The sequence below is a fragment of the Burkholderia sp. USMB20 genome (assembly GCF_000949135.2).
Taxonomy (GTDB): Bacteria; Pseudomonadota; Gammaproteobacteria; order Burkholderiales; family Burkholderiaceae; genus Burkholderia.
Genome location: NZ_JTAN02000018.1, coordinates 202,855 through 223,696 on the forward strand (window position 1 = coordinate 202,855; position 20,842 = coordinate 223,696).

Below are 20,842 nucleotides of genomic sequence, written 5' to 3' on the forward strand. Positions count from 1 at the left end.
GATCGCCGCCAACCGGTGGACGAACGTGTGCAACTTCACGTTCGTGCTGCTCGCGCCGGTGCCGGCGCCGCTCGCGCGCAAGTCACGGCCGGCGTGTGCGTGTGCGTGTGCGCGTGCGCCGCCCGTCACCGTTCAGAACGATTCAGCGCGGCTTCAGGAATTGCCGCCGACGCCAGCGTAGACTGCCTCCATCAATCGCCGCGCGGCCTCTGGCCCGCGCGCCCCCACCCCAGGAGTGACGACATGATTTCCGCCGCGAATCGCTGCGGCCGGACAGGCCTCGCATGGCCGGATCGATCGGCCATGCCGCATCGCCATCCGGCGGCCCCGGCTGCGACATCCGCCGCCGGCACGCGCTGTCCAGGCCGCGCACATCGGCCCGCGCGCCGCGCCACACCGGTGCGCGCCGCAGCGGGCAACCGGCCTGGCCGGCGTCCGTTCCCGTGCCACGCCAATTGCATGACGCCGGACGAACCGGTTCGCGTGGAGCGCGCATGAAGCACAAACGACTCTGGTTCGGCGCGGCGGTTGTCGCGGTCGTCGGTCTCGCGGTCGCGATCGGCATCATGGTCCGGCCGTCGATCGCGCCGGTTGATCCGCCCGCGCGCACGTCTTTCGATCCGCAACTCGTGCGCGCGGGCGCACGCGTCGTCGCGCTCGGCGACTGCGTCGTGTGCCACACCGCGAAGGACGGCAAGCCGTTCGCCGGTGGCCTGCCGCTCGCGACACCGTTCGGCACGATCTACGCGACCAACATCACGCCGGATGCCGACACGGGCATCGGCCGCTGGTCGCAGGCCGCGTTCGCGCGGGCGCTGCGCAGCGGCATCGCCCGCGACGGCCATCCGCTCTACCCGGCGTTTCCGTACATCCATTTCACGCGGATGTCCGACCAGGACATCGAGGCCGCATACGCGTACCTGATGACGCGCGAACCGGTGCAGACGAAGACGCCGGCGAACGACCTGATCTTCCCGCTCAACTTCCGGCCGCTGGTCGCGTTCTGGAACGTGCTGTTCCTGCGCGAGGGCGCGTACCAGCCCGATCCGTCGCAATCCGCGCAATGGAATCGCGGCAAGATGCTCGTCGACGGCCTCGGGCACTGCGCGTCCTGCCATTCGCCGCTGAACGCGATCGGCGGCGAACAGGCCGGCAAGGCGTTCGACGGCGGCATCGTCGACGGCTGGGACGCGCCGCCGCTCAACACGCTCGGCAACGCGGCCCGGCCGTGGACGCAAGCGCAACTGGTCACGTACCTGCGCACCGGCCGCGCGAGCGAGCACGGCGCGGCTGCCGGACCGATGCTGCCGGTCACGCGCGATCTCGCGACGGTGCCGGCGGAAGACGTCGAGGCGATCGCCGCGTACATCCTGTCCATCCAGAAGCCGGCCGCCGCGCGTCCCGCAACGACGGCCGCCGCGGAACACGGCCCGACGACGCCGGCCGCGCAGCGCGGCGCCGTACTGTTCCAGGCGTCGTGCGCGCAGTGTCACGGGCCGGTCTCGCCGATGCAGTCGATCGGCGAGCGGCCGACGCTCGCGTTCAGCACGGCCATCCATGCCGACACGCCGCGCAACGCGATCCAGATGATGTTCAACGGCATCGGCTGGCACGGCGAGGACACGCTGAACTACATGCCGTCCTACCTCGACCAGTACGACGACGCGCAGATCGCGGATCTCGCCGCCTACCTGCGCGAGACGTATTCCGATCGCCCCGCATGGAGCGGCATCGACACCCTAGCCGCGAAGCTCAGAAAGGAGGACCGCGCACCATGATCGCCCTCACCGTGAATGGCGTGCGGCACACGCTCGACATCGATCCGTCGACGCCGCTGCTGTACGCGCTGCGCAACGACCTGCACCTGCACGGCGCGAAATTCGGCTGCGGCCTCGGGCAATGCGGCGCATGTACCGTGATCGTCGACGACAAGCCGATGTTCTCGTGCCTGATTCCGGTCGCCGCGCTCGGCGAGCGCCGCGTCAGAACCGTCGAAAGCCTCGGCACGGCCGACCATCCGGGCAAGCTTCAACAGGCGTTCATCGACCATCAGGCGGCGCAGTGCGGCTACTGCATCGCGGGCATGATCATGCGTGCGCAGGCGCTGCTCGAACGCAACCCGAAACCGACCGAACGCGAGCTGCGCACCCACATGGAACCGAACCTGTGCCGTTGCGGCACCCACATGCGGATCCTGGCCGCCGTGCGCCAGGTCGCGGGCCTGCCGGAGCCGGAACCGTCCGCCGCGCCGGTCATGATCAGCAAGGGAATCTGATGAACGCACCCGACGACATCGACGAAGGCCGCCGGCACTTCATGGTCTCCGGCGCGCTCTTCGTCGCGTTCAGCCTCGCGCCGGCCGCGCGCGCGGCCGCCGAAGTCGTGATCGCGGACGAAGGCGCCGCCGTCCACGTCGCCAAGGCCACCGAAACGCTGGCCGGCAGCCTCAAGACCAACCCGCTGCTCGACGCATGGATCAAGATCGCGCCCGACGGCAAGGTCACCGTGTTTACCGGCAAGGTCGAGCTCGGCACCGGCGTGCGCACCGCGTTGCTGCAGGTAGCCGCCGAGGAGCTGAACATGAAGCCCTCGCTGATCACGTTCCTGACCGCCGACACCGGCGCGTCGCCGGACGAGGGCCTGACGGCCGGCAGCCACACGATGGCGGACAGCGGCTCCGCGCTGCTGAACGCCGCCGCGCAGGTGCGCGGGCTGCTGGTCGACGGCGCGGCGAAGCAGTTCGGCGTCGATCCGCGCACGCTCACCGTCGCCGATGCCGTCATCAAGGCGCCGGACGGCCGCACGATGCGCTACGGCGACGCGGTGCGCACCGTCGACCTGCACCGCAACGCGACGCCGACCTCGCCGCTGAAGCCCCCAGCCACGTTCACCGTGATCGGCACGTCGCTGCCGCGCGTCGACATCCCGAACAAGGTCACGGGCGGCGTCAGCTACGTGCAGGACATGGAACTGCCGGGCATGCTGCACGCGCGCGTCGTGATGCCGCCGGTGTACGACGCGGCACTGCAGTCGTTCGACGAAGCCGCGATCCTGAAGATGCCGGGCGTCGTGCGGATCGTGCGCAACGGCAGCATGCTCGCGGTCGTCGCGCACGGCGAATGGCAGGCGGTCGTCGCGCAGCGCGCGCTGGCCGCAAGCTGCCGCTGGTCCGGCGGCCGCACGCTGCCCGATCGCGCGACGGTCCACACGGAGCTGAAGCGAATCGCGACCCAGCGCATCGAAATCGCCAACACGCATGCGCCCACCGCGCCTGCGACGAAGACGCTGTCCGCCACGTTCCTGAAGAACTACCTGCTGCACGGCTCGATCGGGCCGTCGTGTTCGGTCGCGCATCTCGAGAACGGCACGCTGACGGTGTGGACCCACTCGCAGGGCGTCTACCCGCTGCGCGACGCCCTCGCCGAGATGCTGTCGCTGCCGAAGGCGAGCGTGCGCTGCATCCACACCGAGGGCTCCGGCTGCTACGGGCACAACGGCGCGGACGACGCGGCCGCGCATGCGGCGCTGATCGCGGCGGCGATGCCCGGCAAGCCGATCCGCGTGCAATGGATGCGCGAGCAGGAACATACGTGGGACCACTTCACGCCGGCGATGGTCACCGAGCTCAGCGCGTCGCTCGACGCGGGCGGCCGCATCGTCGACTGGAACTATGCGCTGTGGAGCAGTTCGCACAACGAGCGCATCGTCAACGCCGGCCGGCTGCTGCCCGCGCGGATGCTCGAGCCGCCGTTCGTGTCCGCGCCATCGACGCCGATGCTGCAGCCCGAGGGCGGCGGCGATCGCAACGCGATCCCGCTGTACGCGCTGCCCAACATGCACATCGTCAACAACTTCTCGCCGACGATGCCGCTGCAGACTTCCGCGATGCGCTCGCTCGGCGCGCACACCAACGTGTGGGCCATCGAGAGCTTCATGGACGAGCTCGCGCACGCGGCCGGCGTCGATCCGGTCGAATTCCGCCTGCGCCACATGCAGGACCCTCGCGCGCGGCAGGTGATCCAGCTCGCCGCGGCCCGGTTCGGCTGGCCGCGGCCGCCGCGCGCGCGCAATCGCGGCGTCGGCTTCGCGTTCGGCAAGTACAAGAACCTGATGGCCTACGTCGCGATCGCGATCGAGATCACGGTCGAGCCGGAGACGGGCCACGTGACGCTCGATCGCGCGGAAGTCGCGGTTGACGCCGGCCAGGTCGTGTCGCCGGACGGCATCCGCAACCAGATCGAGGGCGGCATCGTGCAGGCCGCCAGCTGGACACTGTACGAGGCGCTGAAATACGATACGCAGCGCATTCGCAGTTTCGACTGGAGCAGCTATCCGATCCTGCGGTTCGGCTCGGCCCCGCAAAGCATCAAGGTGCATCTGATCAATCGCCCCGGTGCGCCGTTCCTCGGCGCGGCCGAGGCGTCGATGGGGCCGACCGCGGGCGCGCTGGCCAACGCGATCTTCGACGCGACCGGCCAGCGCATGCGCGAAATGCCGTTCGCCGGCGATTCGCTCAGGAAACGGATCGACGCATAGCCGCACCTCACAACCGACCGCGCCGGCACGGACCGGCGCCGGCAACCCGACAGGCTGGAGATTTCTGAACGATGGATACCTTGCTTTCGATGCGCGTGTTCACGCGCATCGTCGAGACGGGCAGTTTCACGCGCGCGTCGGACACCACCGGGCTCACGACGCCGCGCGTGTCCGCGCTGCTGAGCACGCTCGAACAGCATCTCGGCTGCCGGCTGCTGAACCGCACGACGCGCCGCATCTCGCTGACCGAGGACGGGCAGGCCTATTACGAACGCTGCGTCGGCGTGCTGCGCGAGATCGACGACATGGAAGCGGCCGTCTCGCAGGCGCGCAACGTGCCGCGCGGCCGCCTGAAGGTGAACCTGCCGCCGGCGATGGCGAAACAGATCATGGTGCCCGCGCTGCCCGAATTCCTCGCCGCCCACCCGGGCATCTCGGTCGAACTCGGCGTGACGGACCGGCAGATCGACCTCGTCGGCGAGGGGGTCGATTGCGTCGTGCGCATCGGCGCGCTCGACGACTCGGGGCTGGTCGCGAAACGGATCGGCAGCCTCACCACCTGCACCTGCGCGGCCCCCGCGTATCTCGAGCGCTGCGGCGCACCCGACACGGTGGACGACCTCGCGCAGCACATCGCGGTCAGCCACATGTCGGCCGATACGGGCCGGCCGCGGCCGTGGGACTACGTCGTCGACGGCGAAACGCGCATCATCCAGATGTGCGGCACGGTCGCGGTCAACGACGCCGACACCTACATCGCATGCGGCGTTGCGGGGATCGGCCTGATCAAGACCTCGCTGTACCTGGTCGAGCCGTACCTGAAATCGGGACGCCTGCGCGAGGTGCTGACCGATTTCAACACGCCGCCGCGGCCGATCTCGATCCTGTATCCGCCCAACCGGCACACGCCCGTCAAGCTCAAGGTCTTCGTCGACTGGCTCGCCGGCCTGTTCGCGCAGATCCCGACGCTGCAGGGCCAGCGAGGCTGAAGGCCGCCCGCATCGCGCAGCGCATGAATCAAGTGATTTAAGGCGGCGTTTTAGGACAATTCAGCCCGCGCGATCCAGACTGGTTTCATGGGCTTCGCGATCCGCGATATCCGCGCCGGAGGCCCGCGACGAGAGGCCATCATGAAGATCGCGATCGCCGGCGGCTCCATCGCGGGCCTGGCTGCCGCCGTCACGCTGAATTGCATCGGCCACGAAGTCCGCGTCTACGAGCGACGCGACCGGCCGTTTCCCGATCACGGCGGCGGCGTCGCGGTACTGCGCCGCATGACCGCCTTTCTCGACGCACACGGCGGCGGCTACCGGCTCGCGATCGCGACGGTGCCGACGCGCCGCCGGCGCTGGATCGACCGTGCCGGCCGGATCGTCGACGACGCCTGCCAGTGGCTGCCGTTCTCGTCGTGGGACATCGTGTACCGGGCACTGTGCGCGATGCTGCCGGAAGACATGATCCGCCACGACAGCCCGGTCACCGTGGAAAGCCGCGACCCGGACGGCGTCGACTTGCGGATCGGCGACGCGCGCGAACGGGTGGACCTGCTGGTCGCGGCGGAAGGCACGGGCTCGCGCGTGCGCACCGCGCTGTTTCCCGACTACGCGCCGCGCTATGCCGGCTATTTCGCATGGCGCGGCGTCGTCGACGAAGCCTCGTTCGATGCGCCGGGCATCGAACTGCTCGTCGAGAACCTGACGCTCCATCGCCAGCCCGGCGAACTGTTCATGGCATTCCAGATTCCCGCAGCCGACGGCAGGCCGGGCGCGCGCACGCGACGCTTCAACTGGATCTGGTATCGCAGCGAAGCGGATCTCGAACAGTTGCGCGGCCATCTGGCCGGGATCGGCGAGCGCCCGCCCGGCACCTCGGCCGAACCGGGGCGGTTGTCGACGCGCTCGCACACCGCGCTCGGCGTGCTGGCACGCGAGCGACTGCCGGCGGTGCTGTCGCAACTGGTCGACGCGACCGCCGCACCGACCGTCCAGGCGGTGTTCGACGTGCTGAGCCCCGCGTTCGCCGGCGGCCGCATCGCGCTGGTCGGCGACGCGGCGTGCACGCTGCGGCCCCACTCGGCATCCGGCATGTCGCAGGCGCTCGCCGACGCCGTCACGCTCGCGCAGACGCTGCCGCCCGACGCGCACGACGTCTCGGCGCGGACCGCATCGTGGGCGGCCACGCGCCGCGTCGCGCTGGCCGGCCTCGCCGACGCCGGCATGCGGCGCGCGGCCGAATTCGGCCTCGGTGCCCGCGCATGAACCCGCACGTGCTCCGGCCCCTTTGCGCGCCGCGCAATGCTCGATTGCGCAGCGGGCGTATTCCCTTGTTATCGATCGATCAATAATCTTGACGGCAATGCGGCGGCTTCCTGTTCGCCGCGACGCATCCCGAAACGCCCGACGGACAAACGGGCCCGACCGCTCTCTTCAAGGAGTCGACCATGTCAGCAGAATCCACCCCGCTCGCGCCCCAGGGGCACGCGGCCAAGCTCACGCAGGGCCTCATCCTGCTGTTCGCGTTCAGTTGCGGCGCGATCGTCGCGAACCTGTACTACGCGCAGCCGATCACCGAACTCATCGCACCCAGCCTGCACATGTCGGGCGAAACCGCGAGCCTCATCGTGTCGCTGACGCAGATCGGCTACGCGCTCGGCCTATTCTTCATCGTGCCGCTCGGCGACCTGCTCGAAAACCGCAAGCTGATGATCACGACCGCCGTCGTGTCGATCGCGAGCCTTGCGGCGGCGGCGATGGTGCATACGCCCGGGCCGTTCCTCGCGATCTCGCTGCTGATCGGCTTCAGCTCGGTCGCCGTGCAGATCCTGGTGCCGCTTGCCGCGCACCTCGCGCCCGATCATTCCCGCGGCCGCGTGGTCGGCACGATCATGAGCGGGCTGCTGCTCGGCATCCTGCTCGCGCGCCCGCTGTCGAGCGTGGTGGCCGACGCGTTCGGCTGGCGCTTCGTGTTCGCCGCCGCCGCCGTGCTGATGACGCTCGTGACGGCCGTGCTCGCGCTGACGATCCCGTCGCGCCAGCCCGATCACCGCGCGACCTATTTCGAACTGATCGGCTCGCTGCTGCATCTGGTCCGCACGATGCCGGTGCTGCGCCATCGCGCGTTCTACCAGGGCCTGATGTTCGCGTCGTTCAGCCTGTTCTGGACCGCCGTGCCGGTCGAGCTCACGCGTCACTACGGCCTGTCGCAATCGGCCATCGGCCTGTTCGCGCTGGTCGGCGCGATCGGCGCGACGTCGGCGCCCGTCGCCGGCCGTCTCGCGGATGCCGGGCACACGGTGCGGGCGACGCTGATCGCGCTGGTCGCCGGCGCACTGTCGTATGCGGTCGCACTGGTCCACGGTGCCGGGCTGTACGGCCTCGTCGTCACCGGCATCGTGCTCGACTTCGCGGTGCAGATGAACATGGTGCTCGGCCAGCGCGAGATCTACGCGCTGCATGCGGCGAGCCGCAACCGCCTGAACGCGCTGTACATGACCAGCATCTTCGTCGGCGGCGCCGTCGGCTCCGCGCTCGCGAGCCCGCTGTACGAGCATGGCGGCTGGCCGCTCGTCGCGGCCGTCGCCGGCGCGTTCCCGATCGTCGCGCTCGCCCACTACCTCGTGATCGGGCGGCCGCACGCGCAACGCCACGCCCAGGCTTGAACCGGCGCCGGCACCGGTTCACGCGCGAACGCCGCTCGGGTCGCTCGCGCCATTGGAACGCTGCCGGCACGTCACCTCCGACTTTCCGCAGGGCCCGCCGCGACACCGGCCACGGCCGCACGATCCGCGGCGCCGCCCTGCTCCACGCAAAAGGAATTCATCATGTCTACCCTGCTCGGTAACTACGATCTGCGCGGCCTGCCGCTTCCCAACCGTATCGTGATGGGGCCGATGACGCGTTCTCGCGCGCCTTCGCGCGGCCAGCCGACCGCGCTCATGGCCGAGTACTACGCCCAGCGCGCATCCGCCGGCCTGATCGTCACCGAAGCGACCAACGTCAGCCCGGCCTCCGCGGCGTTCGAACTGACGCCCGGGCTCGTCACCGACGAGCAGGCGGCCGGCTGGAAACAGGTCACCGACGCAGTTCATGCGAACGGCGGGCGCATCTTCGCGCAGCTCTGGCACGGCGGCCGGGTCAGCTCGCTGACGCTGCTCGGCGGCGAAGCGCCGCTGTCGCCGTCCGGCGTCAACGACGATCTCGAACAGCTGCAGGTGTGGGCGCAGTTGCAGAACGGCTACTACACGAAGATTCACGCGACGCCGTCGCGCGCGATGACGACCGACGAGGTCGCCGCGACGGTCGAGGAATTCCGCCAGGCGACGCTGCGCGCGAAGGCGGCCGGCTTCGACGGCGTCGAGATTCACGCGGCCAACGGCTACCTGCCGCACCAGTTCCTGTCGTCGACGCTGAACCGCCGCGACGACCGCTACGGCGGCTCGGTCGCGAACCGCGCGCGCTTTCTCGAGGAAATCGTCGACGCGGTGGGCGGCGTGCTGCCGCTCGATCGCGTGGGCGTGCGCATCTCGCCGTACGCGAAGTACAACAACGTGCGCGACGCGGATCCGGATGCGACGTACGCCTACGTCGGGCGCATGCTCGACGAAGCCGGCGTCGCCTATGTACACGCGGCGGACACCAACGGCTGGAGCGGCGAACCCGACCTGCCGCGCATCGTCGCGAACACGCGCAACGCGTATCGCGGCACGCTGATCGTCAACGGCGGCATCGCGCCGGAGGCCGCGAATGCGCTGATCGACGCGGGCGACGCCGATCTCGTCGCGTTCGCGCGCGCCTACATCGCGAACCCCGATCTCGTCGAGCGCATCGCGGCGAAGGCGCCGCTCGCCGCACCGAAGACGGTCGGCTGGTATGGCGGCGACCGCGCGGGTTATGTCGACTATGCGCGTCATGACGCGGCGGGCGTGAACGTTTGAACGCCCGAGCACCGCAGCGGCGGCCAAACTGCCGCCGCGGCAAGCTCGCGCCACCGGCCCCGAAACGACGCCGTCAAACGTCCTTCCAGCGCGCACCCAGCACGCGCCCGCAGAAATTCGGCCGCTGAAAATCCGGGTCGGCACGCTCGAGCACATCGGCGCTCCACGTGCCGAACGTCGACGCCGGCCGGTGCGCGACGCCACGTGCGACCGCATCGAGGAACGCGTCGCCGAACCCTTCGTCGCGCGGGTACGCGGCGAGCAGCGCCCGACGCTCGTCCGCCGAATACGCGTTGAAGCCGCTCGCCATCAGGTCCGCCGCCACAGCCTCGGCCAGCGCGCAAGCCAGCGGCGAGACGCGCGCGGCCACACCGGGCGTCGTATGCAGCGCGATCGCGCGCCACACGTCGTCGCACTGACGCTGCGACGTGTGATGCCGCAGCAGGAACGCGTGCGCGGCATCGGCGCTGTCGACCTCGTAGCGCGCGCTCGAGCGGCAATAGGCGGGGCTCAGTCCCATGTTCGCGTACATCGCGGCCACGTACAGCGCATCGGCATCGAGCGTCTCGCCGGCACGGCGCGCGGCAAGCGACGCCAGGACGAACACCCGGCATGCGTGACCGGTCAGCACCGGCGGCAACGATGCACACGCCGCTTCGGCCGCTTCGATCGCCATCGGCGTCCGCGGAATGCGAACGCCGGCGACTTCGTCATCGGCGGGTGCGCACGTCGGCGCTCCACTCATCTCGTCTCCTTCTGCCCCGCGCCGGGGCGGAAAATTGTCTGTTCATCGGGCCGCACGCGCCGGCCCGCCGACCTGCCGCCTACGAGGCGACGCCGGGATAACCGAATGCTTCGCACTGCTCGACGACTTCCCGCGCAGCCACCTGCAGGCGCCGCGCGAAACGCGCCGCTGGGCCGCGCACGGCACCGGCATCCGCGCCGCCGCCGCCCGCCGCGGGACGACGCCGGCCGAAACCGCCGAATTCGACCACCGGCGACCACGCGGGGCTGACCGGCAACGGCGGCGGCGCCAGCGGCGCGAACTCGTCGTCCGCATGCACGACCTTGCCGCCGACGACCGTCAGCACCGAGGAGAGCGTCTTGATCTGCGCCTCGTCGATCGTGAAGTAGTCGTCCGTCAGCACGGCGAAATCCGCATACTGGCCGGGCACCAGCGCGCCCTTGCGATCGTCTTCGTTCGAAAACCACGCGCTGCCGACCGTATAGCGGCGCAGCGCTTCCATCCGGCCGAGCCGGTTCCATTCGGGGTAAAGCGCCGTGCCGCCGACGGTGCGCCCGGACACCATCCAGTACAGCGACAGGAACGGGTTGTAGCTCGCGATGCGCGTCGCATCGGTACCTGCGCCGACCGGCAGCCCGGCCGCCAGCATCGCGCGGATCGGCGGCGTGCGCGCGGCCGCTTCCGCGCCGTAACGCGCGATGAAGTACTCGCCCTGGAACGCCATCCGGTGCTGGACCGTCACGCCGCCGCCGAGCGCGGCGATGCGCGCGATGTTCGCATCCGAGATCGTCTCGCAATGATCGAAGAACCAGCGCAGCCCGTCGAACGGCAGCTCGCGGTTCACGGCTTCCAGCACGTTCAGGAAGCGGCCGATCGATTCGTCGTAGGTCGCGTGCAGCCGGAACGGCCAGCGGTGCCGCACCAGCAGCCGGACCACGGCGGCCAGTTCCGCCTCGAGCGCGTCGGGCAGGTCGGGGCGTGGTTCGAGAAAATTGCCGAAATCGGCCGCGGAATACACCAGCAGTTCGCCGGCGCCGTTCATCCGCAGGAACGCGTCGCCGTCGCCGGGCTTGGCCAGCGTCACCCACCGCGCGTAGTCGTCGAGCTCGCGCCCCGCCTGCTGCACGAACAGGCTGTACGCGATGCGCACCGTCAGTTCGCCGCGCTTCGCGAGCGCCATGACCGCCGCGTAGTCGTCCGGATAGGCCTGGAAATCGCCACCCGCGTCGATCGTGCTCGTCACGCCGAAACGGTTCAGTTCGCGCATGAAATGCCGCGTCGAATTGATCTGGTCGTCGTGGCCGAGCTTCGGGGCGCGCTCGAGCACCGCATGCAGGATCCCCATGTCCGGGCGCGCGATCAGCATGCCGGTCGGCCGGCCGAGGCGATCGCGCTGGATCTCGCCGCCGGGCGGATCGGACGTGTCGCGGCCGTAGCCGATCGCGCGCAGCGCGGCCGCGTTCAGCAGCGCGCTGTCGCCCAAGTGCAGGATGAAGACCGGCGTGTCGGGCGCGATCGCGTTGAGCTCGGCCACCGTCGGCCCGCGCTTTTCCGCGAACTGGAATTCGGTCCAGCCGCCGACCACGCGCACCCAGTGCGGCGCGGGCGTGCGCAGCACCTGGCGGCGCAGCATGCCGAGCGCGTCGGCCAACGTCGGCACGCCGTCCCAGCGCAGCTCCAGGTTGAAGTTCAGGCCGCCGCGGATCATGTGCAGGTGCGAATCGTTCAGGCCCGGGATCACGGTGCGGCCGTTCAGGTCGATGCGCGGCGTGCCGTCGCGCGCATGGCGCAGCACGTCGCGGCCGCTGCCGCTCGCGAGGATCCGGCCGTCCTTCACCGCGAGCGCGGTCACGAACGATTGCCGCGCGTCCTGCGTCGCGATCTTGCCGTTGTAGACGATGAGGTCCGCCGCTTCGGCGAATGCCGTCGTGTCGAGCACCGTCAGCCCCCCCTGCTCGCGCCGAACGCCGGCATGCGGCCGCACGCGGCATGCACCCGGTTTGACGATACACCGACCATCCCTTCCCCCTTGAACATTGCACGATCAGGCCGCCGCGCCGCGGCGCGCGGACGCGACGGCGCCCGGCGCGGGCCCGGCACGCCGTTACGCCGCCGACTGCATCGCATCCGCCGCCTCGCGTCGCCTGCGCGTCAGGCCCGTCGACGCAGCCGTCTCCGGGCGAACGAAGTTCTGCAGGCGCGCCAGGCGGCGCACGTCGAACGCCCGCGATTGCGCGTCGACATGCCCGGACAGGTCGGCCACCAGCGACGACGCCTGCGCGGTGCGCCCGCGCTCGATCAGGTGATCGGCCAGGTCCAGCGTCGCGCGCAGCGCCCACATCGCGGCACCCTGGCCGTTCGCCGCATGAATCGCCATCAGCAGGTGACGGTGCCCGTCGGCTTCGCACGCGATCGCGAGATCCGGGTCGGCGGTGCGGGCCTGTTCGAGCATCGCCAGCCCCCTCGCGCGCAGCAGTTCCGGCACGAACAGATGCTCGCCGTGCGCGCGGCAGCGCGCGAGCGTCGCGTCGAGCTTCGTGCACGCGTCGGCCGCGCGGCCCGTGCGCGTCAACCCTTCCGCGTAGGCGACGACCAGCGGCGCGAGCAGGCGCCGGAAGCCGCTCGCTTCGATGCGCCGCAGCGCGGGCTCGAGCCGCGCGAGCCCGGCGCCGGGATGGCCGGCCTGCATGTCGAACTGCCCGGCGAGACATTCGGCATGGCTGCGCCAGATGTCGAACCCGTGCGCATCGGCGGTCGAGCGCAGCGTCTCCAGATAATCGGAAATCGCGTCATGATCGCCGTAGGACAACGCCATCGGCACGGCCGCGGCGCCGAGCACGACGCACAATGCCGGCGCCGAGCCGCTGCGGCGCGCGGATTCGACCGCCTGCGCGGCCAGCCGCATCGCATATTCCGCATCGCCCTGCAGCCAGACGAGCCGCGTCAGCATCGTCCGGCCGAGCGTCGCGACGTCGATGCCCAGCGCCGCCTGAGCACAGGGCGGCTCGCCGGCGACGGCCAGCTCGGCCGTCGCCGCCTCCAGCCGCTCGCGCGCCTGCGCATGCTCGCCGAAGTAATGCAGCGAGGTCGCGACCATCGCGTCCGCCAGCAGCCGCTGCGGCCGGTCGCCGCGCCGCTCCGCGGCCCGCTCGAAGCGCGTCGCGTAGCGCAGCGATTCATGAATGTCGGAGCGCGTCAGCATCGTGTTCCACAGCCCGACCAGCGCGCGCGCGTCGAACGCCTCGTCGCCGATCCGGCCGGCGAGACCGAGCGTCCTGTCCCACGTCGCGGCGGCCGTGTGCGTATCGCCGTCGGTATGCAGCAGCGCCGCCGCGTAGGCCGCGCGCAGGCGCATCTCGCGTGCCGCGTCGACGGCGCCGTGGGCGCCGGCATCGAGCGTGTCGAGCGCGCGCCTCGCCGGGATCGAACTTTCGCGCATGCGCGCCGGCTCGAGCAACGCATGCGCCAGCGCGTCGATTTCCGCGGCCGGCGGCCCGGCCACCGCGAGTTCGCGCAGCGGCGCGATGCCCGCGCCGGCACCCAGGCTGGCCGCATGTGCGGCCTGGGCCTGGGCCGCCATCGCGGCATCCGCCTGCTCGCGTTCGTAGCGCGCATGACGTGCGGCGACCGTGTCGAACTCGCCTTCGTTGTGCAGTTTTTCGAGCGCGTACGCGCGGGTCGATTCGGTCAGCCGGTAGCGCGCCTGCGCGCCGTTGAACTCGACGGTCACCAGCGACTTCGCGACCAGCTCGCCGAGCAGCGCGATCATTTCGGCGGACGGCATGCCCGGGTCCATCGCGACATCACGCGCGGCATCGAACGTAAACGGGCCGACGAAGCAGGCCATCCGGCGAAACAGCGACCGCGCGGCCGCATCCAGCAGCACGTAGCTCCAGTCGAACGTGGCGCGCAGCGTCTGGTGGCGCGGCAACGCCGAGCGCCGCCCGCCCGTCAGCAGGTTCAGCCGGTCGTCGAGACGCGCCGCGACGACCTCGAGCCCGAGCGTCGCGACCCGCGCGGCGGCCAGCTCGATCGCGAGCGGCAGCCCGTCGAGGCGCCGGCAGATGTCGCCGATCAGCCGCATGCCGGCCGCATCGACCGCGCAATCGGGCGTGGCCGCGCGAACCCGCGCGAGGAACAGCTCGACGGCCGAATGGCGCGCGATCTCGTCGACGCCCGCATCGGCGTCCGGCACCGCCAGCGGACTCACGCGAAACACGGCCTCGACCGAGATATGCAGCGGCTCGCGGCTCGTCACGAGCACGCGCAGCGGCGCGGCGTGCGACGTCAGCGTTTCGACGAGGTCGGCCGCCAGGTCGACGACGTGCTCGGCATTGTCGAGCACGAGCAGGCCGCGCGACGCGGCGAAGGCCTCGCCGATCCGTTCGACGGCCGGCACGCCATCCGCGTCGAGCCCGAGTTCCGCGCCGATCGCGCGCAGCACGTCGTCGCGCGTCGCCGCGCGCGCCAGTTCCACGAACAGCACGCGCTCGCCGGCGCGGCCGCGCAGTTCATGCGCGACGCGCTCGGCCAGGCTCGTCTTGCCGATGCCGCCCGCGCCCACCAGCGTGACGACCGATGCCCGCTCGAGCATGTCGACGATCTGCCCGATCTCGGTCTGACGCCCGACGAGCGGCGCCGGATGGGGTGCCGCGGCCGGCTCGGGCCCAACCTCAGGCGCAACCTCGGATGCGCGCGGTGCCACCGCGTGCGCGACCGGCGGATGCGCGATCAGCAGGTAGCCTCGGCCCGGCACCGTCTTGATCAGGTCGCGGTTCGGGCCCAGCGCCTTGCGCAACGTCGCGACGTGCACCTGCAGCCGGTTCTCCTCGACGATCAGGCCCGGCCACACCGCGTCCATGATGTCGTCCTTCGATACGAGGGAGCCGTTCGCGCGATGCAATACTTCCAGTATGTCGAGCGCACGCGCGCCAATACGCAACGACGCACCGTGGTCGCGTATGTCGCGCTGCTCGAAATCCACCGACAAATTCCCGATCTGGATCATGGCCGCCTCCAGGTTCCCCACGATGACCGCCATGTGAACACGCGGTTCACCGGGGCGGGAGTCCGCGCCCGGCTGCACGGCAGGCGGGCGCAAAGTCTCAAAAAGTGGCCCGAGTCTAAACGCCATATCAATAAAAATCTTGAACGAAAATGCACTGGCGCCCGCCGCCTCGGCCCGCGGCGGATACGCGGGCCGCGCGGATATAAATGGGGCGATATCGTTCGACGTGTCGCTTCCGCCAGCAGGTCGAGCGTCGGCGCCGGCGCTCGGCCGGACGGCGATTTTTTCGTCAGCAAGCGGACATTTATTCAAGTTATGCTGAGCCGGATGTGTGTGCCGTATAAACTTGCACGTAAAACTGCTCGTATGCCGTACCCCATTGAAGGACGTTCCGTCATGTCAGATCCTTTCGCCGCAGTGCCCGCGGCGGTGCCGAAAGATACGCTCGGATGCGTGTCGAGCCTGTTGTCCAAGGATATCGACCGGTCGGTCGGCGGCCTGACGCTCCACCGCAAATGCATGCGCGACGAGCACTTCGAGCGCATCGAGATGGCCGCCAGCGATCGCGGCTTCCTGATCGGCGTGTCGCTGAACGGCGGCCACCGGCGCACGATCTATGGCGGCGCCGGCAAATCCGAGCGGCGGTTCCAGCACGACTCGATCTACATTCGCGACTTTTCCCGGAATTTCCGCGCCGACCTGTACGGCAAGTTCGATTTCGTGCTGATCGAGCTGTCGCACAGCTATCTCGACCGCCTCGGCCGCGAACACGACGGCACGGCGATCGGCGGCCTGACCTGCGCGCCCGACGTGCAGGACCCGGTGCTCGGCCATCTCGCACACGCGGTCGCCGACAGCCTCGACGTGCCGGGCGCGCTGAACACGCTGTTCGTCGAGCAGATGGGAGTCGCGATCGGCGCGCATCTCGCCAGCCGCTACGGCAATGCGCAGGCGCGCGACCTGCAGCGCAAGGGCCTGCTGTCGCCGGCCAAGACGGCACTCGCGAAGGAACTGCTGATGGAAAAGGCGAACCTCGGCGTATCGATCGAGGAAGTCGCGAGCGAATGCGATCTGTCGCGCGGCTATTTCATCCGCGCGTTCTCGCGCACGACGGGGCGCACGCCGCATCAGTGGCTGCTCGAGCAGCGCGTGATCCGCGCCCGCCAGCTGATCGAGACGACCGACATGACGCTCGCGGAAATCGCGGCCGTCTGCGGTTTCGCCGACCAGAGCCACCTGAACCGCATCTTCGCGCGCATCGTCGGCCATCCGCCCGGCGCATGGCGGCGCGGCATGACGCGCTGACACCGTCGCGCACGTCATCCGGTCAGCGCAGCGGCGTCGCGTCGTAGTTGACCGGCACCCAGTCGTACCGCTCCCCGTCCCTGCGCAAGTGCCCGAGCCCGGGAAACGCGATGTGCGCGGCGCCGACCAGATAGCGCCGGCCGGCCACGCGCCCGAGCACGTCGTGCCGCGTGCGGCGCGCCGCATCGGCATCGCTGTCGTACTGGACGGTCGCATCCGGATCCTGCAGCTGGATCGCCGCGACGTGCACGATGTCGCCCCATGCGAGCAGTCCCGCATCGCCGCTCTCGATCAGATAGGCCGTATGGCCCGGCGTATGGCCGGGCATCGGCACCGCGCGGACGCCGGGCGCGAGCGTCGCTTCGCCACGAAACGTCCTGAAACGGCCGGCCGCGACATACGGCGCGACCGACGCGGCCGCCGCATCGAAAAACGACGCGAGGAACGCCGGCGCCCGCGCCTTGTGGTCCGGGTCGAGCCAGTAATCCGCCTCGATCTCGTTCACCCGGACGACCGCGTTCGGAAAGGTCATCCGCCCGTCCGTCACGATGCCGCCGACATGATCCTTGTGCAGGTGCGTGAGCAGCACCTCGTCGATCTGCTCCGGCGCGTAGCCTGCCGCGCGCAGGTTGTCGAGCAGCTTGCCGCAGCAGTCGCCGTACAGCACGCCGGCGCCCGTATCGACCAGAATCCGCCGCGATCCCGTGTCGACCAGGAACGCATTGATCGACCCTTGTACCGGCGGCTCGAGAAAGGCGCGGTCGAGATCGCGCCGGATCTCGTCCTTCGACACATCGCGAAAAACCGTATCGACCGGAAACGGATGCGTGCCGTCGGACAGCGCGACGATCGTCAGGTCGCCGAGCTTCTGCCGGTAGAAGCCCGGCGGCTGAGTGCCGCCGCCCGACTCGGCGGCGAACGCGGCCGATGCGAGAAGGCCGACGCACCATGCGACGAGCAGCATGGCGCCCGCGCGCAGCGCATGCATGCGCCGGTTGAGCCTGTTCATGTCCGATTTCCCCGGTTGCGTATCGACGTCGCGCGGCGCCTGCCGGTCCGGCAAGCGACATCCGCACGACGTCGAGCGTACCGGCCGCCCGCGCAATAATCCTGAGCCGGACATGAAACGTTCTGAAGACCGGGGCGCGACGGCCCCGGCGGCGGCGGCCGCAGGTCAGGCGGCCGCGTGATGCGCGGCGAGCAACGCCTCGAGAAACACGGCGGCCGGTTGCGCGCCGCTGATGACGGTGGATCCGATGCGCGTCGACGGCACCGACGCAATGCCTGCGCGCACCGCATCGGTCTCGAGCGCGATCACCGCGTCAAGCCCCTCGCCGGATGCGAGGAACGCCCGCACCGTATCGCCCGGCAAGCCGGCGCCGGCCGCGATCTCCACGAGCACGTCCGCATCGCCGATGTCGCGGCCGTCGCGGAAGTATGCGGCGAACAATGCATCGACGAGCGCCGCCGCACTGCCGCGCTGCTGCGCGAACCAGACGAGCCGGTGCGCGAGCCGGGTGTTCGGCGTACGCGCGATCCGCGCGTGATCGAACACCAGGCCCGCCGCGCGGCCGGCCTCGGCCACCTGCGCGTCGAGTGCCTGCGAGCGCGCCCAGCTGCCGAATTTCGCGCTGCGGTATGCCTTGCGATCGATGCCTGCGGCCGGCATCGCCGGGTTCAGTTCGAACGGCACGAACCTGACCTTCACGTCACCGGTCAGCCCCGCTGCGTCGATCGCCTCCGCGAGCCTGCGCTCGGCGATCCAGCACCACGGGCAGATGAGGTCGTAGGTGACCGTGACTTCGACGGAATTCATTGCGCTCTCCTGTTGATTGCAGTTTCAACGATAGCGCTTGCCGGCCGGCGATAGAATGCGAACGGCGCGCAACGGATCGTTGCGGCATGCACAAAGGCGACGACATGGACAAATTCTCCGCGCTGCGCGCGTTCGTGGAAGTGGCGGAAGCCGGCGGCTTCTCGAGCGCGGGACGCCGTCTCGATCTCGCGGCCTCGTCGGTCGTGCGCGCGGTGGATGCGCTCGAGGCATCGCTCGGCACCGCGCTGCTGAACCGCACGACGCGCCAGGTAACGCTGTCCGATGCCGGCTCCATGTACTACGCGCGCGCGAAGCGGCTGCTCGAGGAACTCGCGGAAGCGGACGCGCTCGTCTCCGATCGCGGCGACGAGCCGTCCGGGCCGCTACGCGTGTCGGTGCCGGTCGCGTACGGCGTGCGACGCATCGCGCCGCATGTCGCGGCCTTCCTCGCGCGCCATCCGAAACTCGATCTCGACCTGCAGCTCACCGACGAACGCGTCGATCTCGTCGCCGGCCGGATCGACGTCGCGATCCGGCTCGGCGAAGCGGCGCCTTCCGCGGAGGTCGTCGCACGGCAGCTCGCGACGTTCCAGCGCTATGTCGTCGCGAGCCACGACTATCTCGACGCGCACGGCACGCCGGCAACGCCGGGCGAACTGGTCGATCACGCGTGCGTGCGCTTTCACTTCGGCGGCGACCAGCAGGCGTGGTCGTTCGCCGATGCGCACGGCACGACGCGGGTGCTGGTCGCCGGGCGCCTGAAATCGAATCACAGTGAAGTGTTGCGCGAGGCCGTGCTCGACGGCGCCGGCATCGCGCTGCTGCCCGACTGGCTCGTCGATGCCGATGTCCAGTCGGGCCGCCTGCGCAGGCTGTTCGAAGCGTACGACGTCACGCCCGATGCGGCGCGCTCGGTCGTGACCGCGCTGTACCTGCCGAATCAGCGCGGCTCGAAGCGCGTCACCGCGTTCATCGATTTCGTCGAGGCGCTCGCACGCGCGCAGCCGTGAGCCGCGCGACGCGGTGCGGCTTGCCGCGTTACCAGCCGAACTTCGCCTCCATGCCGACGTAGTCGGCATTGCGCGCGCCGAGCGCGCGAATCGAATCGGCGACCTGGAAATGCACGGCCTCGACCGCCAGCGCCACGTTCGCATTGAGGAGCCAGTCGACGCGCGCCTGCGCATACATGCCCGTGCGCGCGCCGCCCTTGCCGGCCGTGCCGGGCACCGCCTGCATCCCCTGCCCGTAGATCGCGTCGGCGGTCGTCTGGCGCCACTGGAAACCGACCGCGGTCAGCACGGTCACGTTGCCGGCCGGCTTGAACGTCAGCGACGGCTTCACGTGAATCAGGTTGCTGTAGCCGGTGTAGCCGGCGAGCGTGAAGTAATAGCCGTTCGGGAACAGCGGATTGAACGTGCCCATGCGCCCGTCGCCGGGATGCTTGTCGCCCGACGCGCCGTCGACCTGGATGCCGATGCGCGGCGTGCCCGGCGCTGTCGCGAACGTGTAGCCGCCGAGCGCGCCAAAGGCCCATGCGCCGATCGTGTCCTGGCCGATGTGGCCGGTCTGCAGCATCGCTTCGGCGTCCCAGTCGAACCCGGAAGACTTGCCCGCGTAGCGCATGTCGAACACATCGCGCCGCTCGGTGCCGGCGCCGGCGAGATAGCGCGCGTTGTCGCGCGTATAGCGTGACCAGTAGGCCGACAGTTCGCCGGGTCCCACGCCGCTGTGCTCGACGCGCACGCCGTCGAATCTCAGGTGACGGTTCGACACGTCGTCGAACACCGCGTCGTTGCGATATTGCACCGGGCGCGTCACATAGCCGATCAGCCGCCACTTGCCGATTTCGTAATCCGCCCACAGCGCGTCGAATGCCTGGCGCACGTTCGGGCCGTCCCGCACCGACACGAACCGCTGCAGGTCGAACGCCATCTCCTGCCGGCCGACACGCGCCTTGAACGTGCCGCCGCCCAATTGGTCGACATACGCGACGAACGCCTGCTCGATGTCGAGCTGATCCTTGTCCACCGTACCGACCGTGTCCTTGCCGAACGGCCGCGCATCGACGAACTGGACGAACGCCTGGAAATGCCCGGCATAGCGCAGGTCCGCGTGCACCGTCGCGCGCTGGATCACGTAGTTGTCGTCGTGCGCGGCGCCGAGCCCGAACAGCGGCGCGTTGTTCAGCTCGAAACGCTCGCGCAGGTTCGCGCCGAGCGACAGGTAGGTCGACGGGTCGCCGCCGAGCGGGATGTACTTCAGCCCGTCGAGCGGCTTGCGCGGCACGCACGGATTCGCGAGCACCGACCAGTCTTCCTGCCAGCGGTTGAACAGCACCGCGGGCCGCTTCGCGGTGCACGTCGTGCCGGCGGCCGAGGCCGGCGCCGGCACCGGCGCCGCGGTGTCCTCGGCGGCGGCCGCCGTCCCGGCGTACGTCGCGACGCCGCCCGCCAGCACGGCGGCCGGCAGCACGCCCCGCCACGCTCGCCTCATCGCCCG

The 20,842-nt window shown here is 70.1% G+C and carries 15 protein-coding genes; 9 read left to right on the forward strand and 6 right to left on the reverse strand.

The window, feature by feature from the left end; all coding sequences use genetic code 11:
- Positions 1-494: 494 nt before the first annotated feature.
- From PL79_RS23155 to PL79_RS23185, 7 genes are all read left to right on the forward strand, one after another.
- The gene (locus tag PL79_RS23155; RefSeq protein ID WP_044847106.1) at positions 495-1,778 is read left to right on the forward strand and encodes a c-type cytochrome; all 1,284 of its coding nucleotides are present in this window, start codon (positions 495-497) and stop codon (positions 1,776-1,778) included.
- Entirely contained in the window at positions 1,775-2,275 is a 501-nt protein-coding gene (locus PL79_RS23160) for a (2Fe-2S)-binding protein (RefSeq protein WP_044847105.1), read from the forward strand. The genes PL79_RS23155 and PL79_RS23160 overlap by 4 nt, the downstream gene beginning before the upstream one ends.
- On the forward strand, positions 2,275-4,536 hold the full coding sequence (locus tag PL79_RS23165; RefSeq protein WP_044847104.1) for a xanthine dehydrogenase family protein molybdopterin-binding subunit: 2,262 nt from the start codon (positions 2,275-2,277) through the stop codon (positions 4,534-4,536). The genes PL79_RS23160 and PL79_RS23165 overlap by 1 nt, the downstream gene beginning before the upstream one ends.
- A 71-nt stretch (positions 4,537-4,607) precedes the next feature.
- Entirely contained in the window at positions 4,608-5,525 is a 918-nt protein-coding gene (locus tag PL79_RS23170) for a LysR family transcriptional regulator (RefSeq protein ID WP_044847103.1), read from the forward strand.
- Positions 5,526-5,666: 141 nt separating this feature from the next.
- On the forward strand, positions 5,667-6,794 hold the full coding sequence (locus tag PL79_RS23175) for an FAD binding domain-containing protein (protein WP_044847192.1): 1,128 nt from the start codon (positions 5,667-5,669) through the stop codon (positions 6,792-6,794).
- 182 nt (positions 6,795-6,976) lie between these two features.
- The gene (locus PL79_RS23180; protein ID WP_044847102.1) at positions 6,977-8,194 is read left to right on the forward strand and encodes an MFS transporter; all 1,218 of its coding nucleotides are present in this window, start codon (positions 6,977-6,979) and stop codon (positions 8,192-8,194) included.
- A 162-nt stretch (positions 8,195-8,356) separates the two neighbouring features.
- The gene (locus PL79_RS23185) at positions 8,357-9,469 is read left to right on the forward strand and encodes an alkene reductase (RefSeq protein WP_044847101.1); all 1,113 of its coding nucleotides are present in this window, start codon (positions 8,357-8,359) and stop codon (positions 9,467-9,469) included.
- A gap of 73 nt (positions 9,470-9,542) precedes the next feature.
- Here the strand turns inward: PL79_RS23185 and PL79_RS23190 are convergent, their stop codons facing one another.
- The 3 genes from PL79_RS23190 to PL79_RS23200 all read right to left on the reverse strand — a co-directional run bounded on the left by PL79_RS23190 (position 9,543) and on the right by PL79_RS23200 (position 15,222).
- The gene (locus PL79_RS23190; RefSeq protein WP_044847100.1) at positions 9,543-10,214 is read right to left on the reverse strand and encodes a hypothetical protein; all 672 of its coding nucleotides are present in this window, start codon (positions 10,212-10,214) and stop codon (positions 9,543-9,545) included.
- 79 nt (positions 10,215-10,293) lie between these two features.
- Positions 10,294-12,153 (reverse strand): amidohydrolase, encoded by a 1,860-nt coding sequence (locus PL79_RS23195; protein WP_044847191.1) that lies wholly within the window; start codon positions 12,151-12,153, stop codon positions 10,294-10,296.
- Positions 12,154-12,318: 165 nt separating this feature from the next.
- Entirely contained in the window at positions 12,319-15,222 is a 2,904-nt protein-coding gene (locus PL79_RS23200; RefSeq protein WP_044847190.1) for an ATP-binding protein, read from the reverse strand.
- Positions 15,223-15,618: 396 nt separating this feature from the next.
- Between PL79_RS23200 and PL79_RS23205 the strand changes: the two genes are divergently transcribed.
- A complete protein-coding gene (locus PL79_RS23205; RefSeq protein ID WP_044847099.1) occupies positions 15,619-16,527 on the forward strand; it encodes a helix-turn-helix domain-containing protein in 909 nt (302 codons plus the stop codon).
- A gap of 22 nt (positions 16,528-16,549) precedes the next feature.
- Here PL79_RS23205 and PL79_RS23210 read toward each other — a convergent pair whose 3' ends face one another.
- Together PL79_RS23210 and PL79_RS23215 are read right to left on the reverse strand one after the other, a co-directional pair.
- A complete protein-coding gene (locus PL79_RS23210) occupies positions 16,550-17,491 on the reverse strand; it encodes an MBL fold metallo-hydrolase (protein WP_135801134.1) in 942 nt (313 codons plus the stop codon).
- A gap of 210 nt (positions 17,492-17,701) precedes the next feature.
- A complete protein-coding gene (locus tag PL79_RS23215; protein ID WP_044847098.1) occupies positions 17,702-18,343 on the reverse strand; it encodes a DsbA family oxidoreductase in 642 nt (213 codons plus the stop codon).
- Positions 18,344-18,447: 104 nt separating this feature from the next.
- On the opposite strand from PL79_RS23215, the gene PL79_RS23220 reads away from it, so the two are divergent.
- Complete coding sequence (locus PL79_RS23220; protein WP_044847188.1) at positions 18,448-19,353, forward strand: LysR family transcriptional regulator; 906 nt, start codon at positions 18,448-18,450, stop codon at positions 19,351-19,353.
- A gap of 28 nt (positions 19,354-19,381) precedes the next feature.
- Here PL79_RS23220 and PL79_RS23225 read toward each other — a convergent pair whose 3' ends face one another.
- The gene (locus tag PL79_RS23225; RefSeq protein WP_044847187.1) at positions 19,382-20,836 is read right to left on the reverse strand and encodes an alginate export family protein; all 1,455 of its coding nucleotides are present in this window, start codon (positions 20,834-20,836) and stop codon (positions 19,382-19,384) included.
- Positions 20,837-20,842 lie beyond the last annotated feature (6 nt).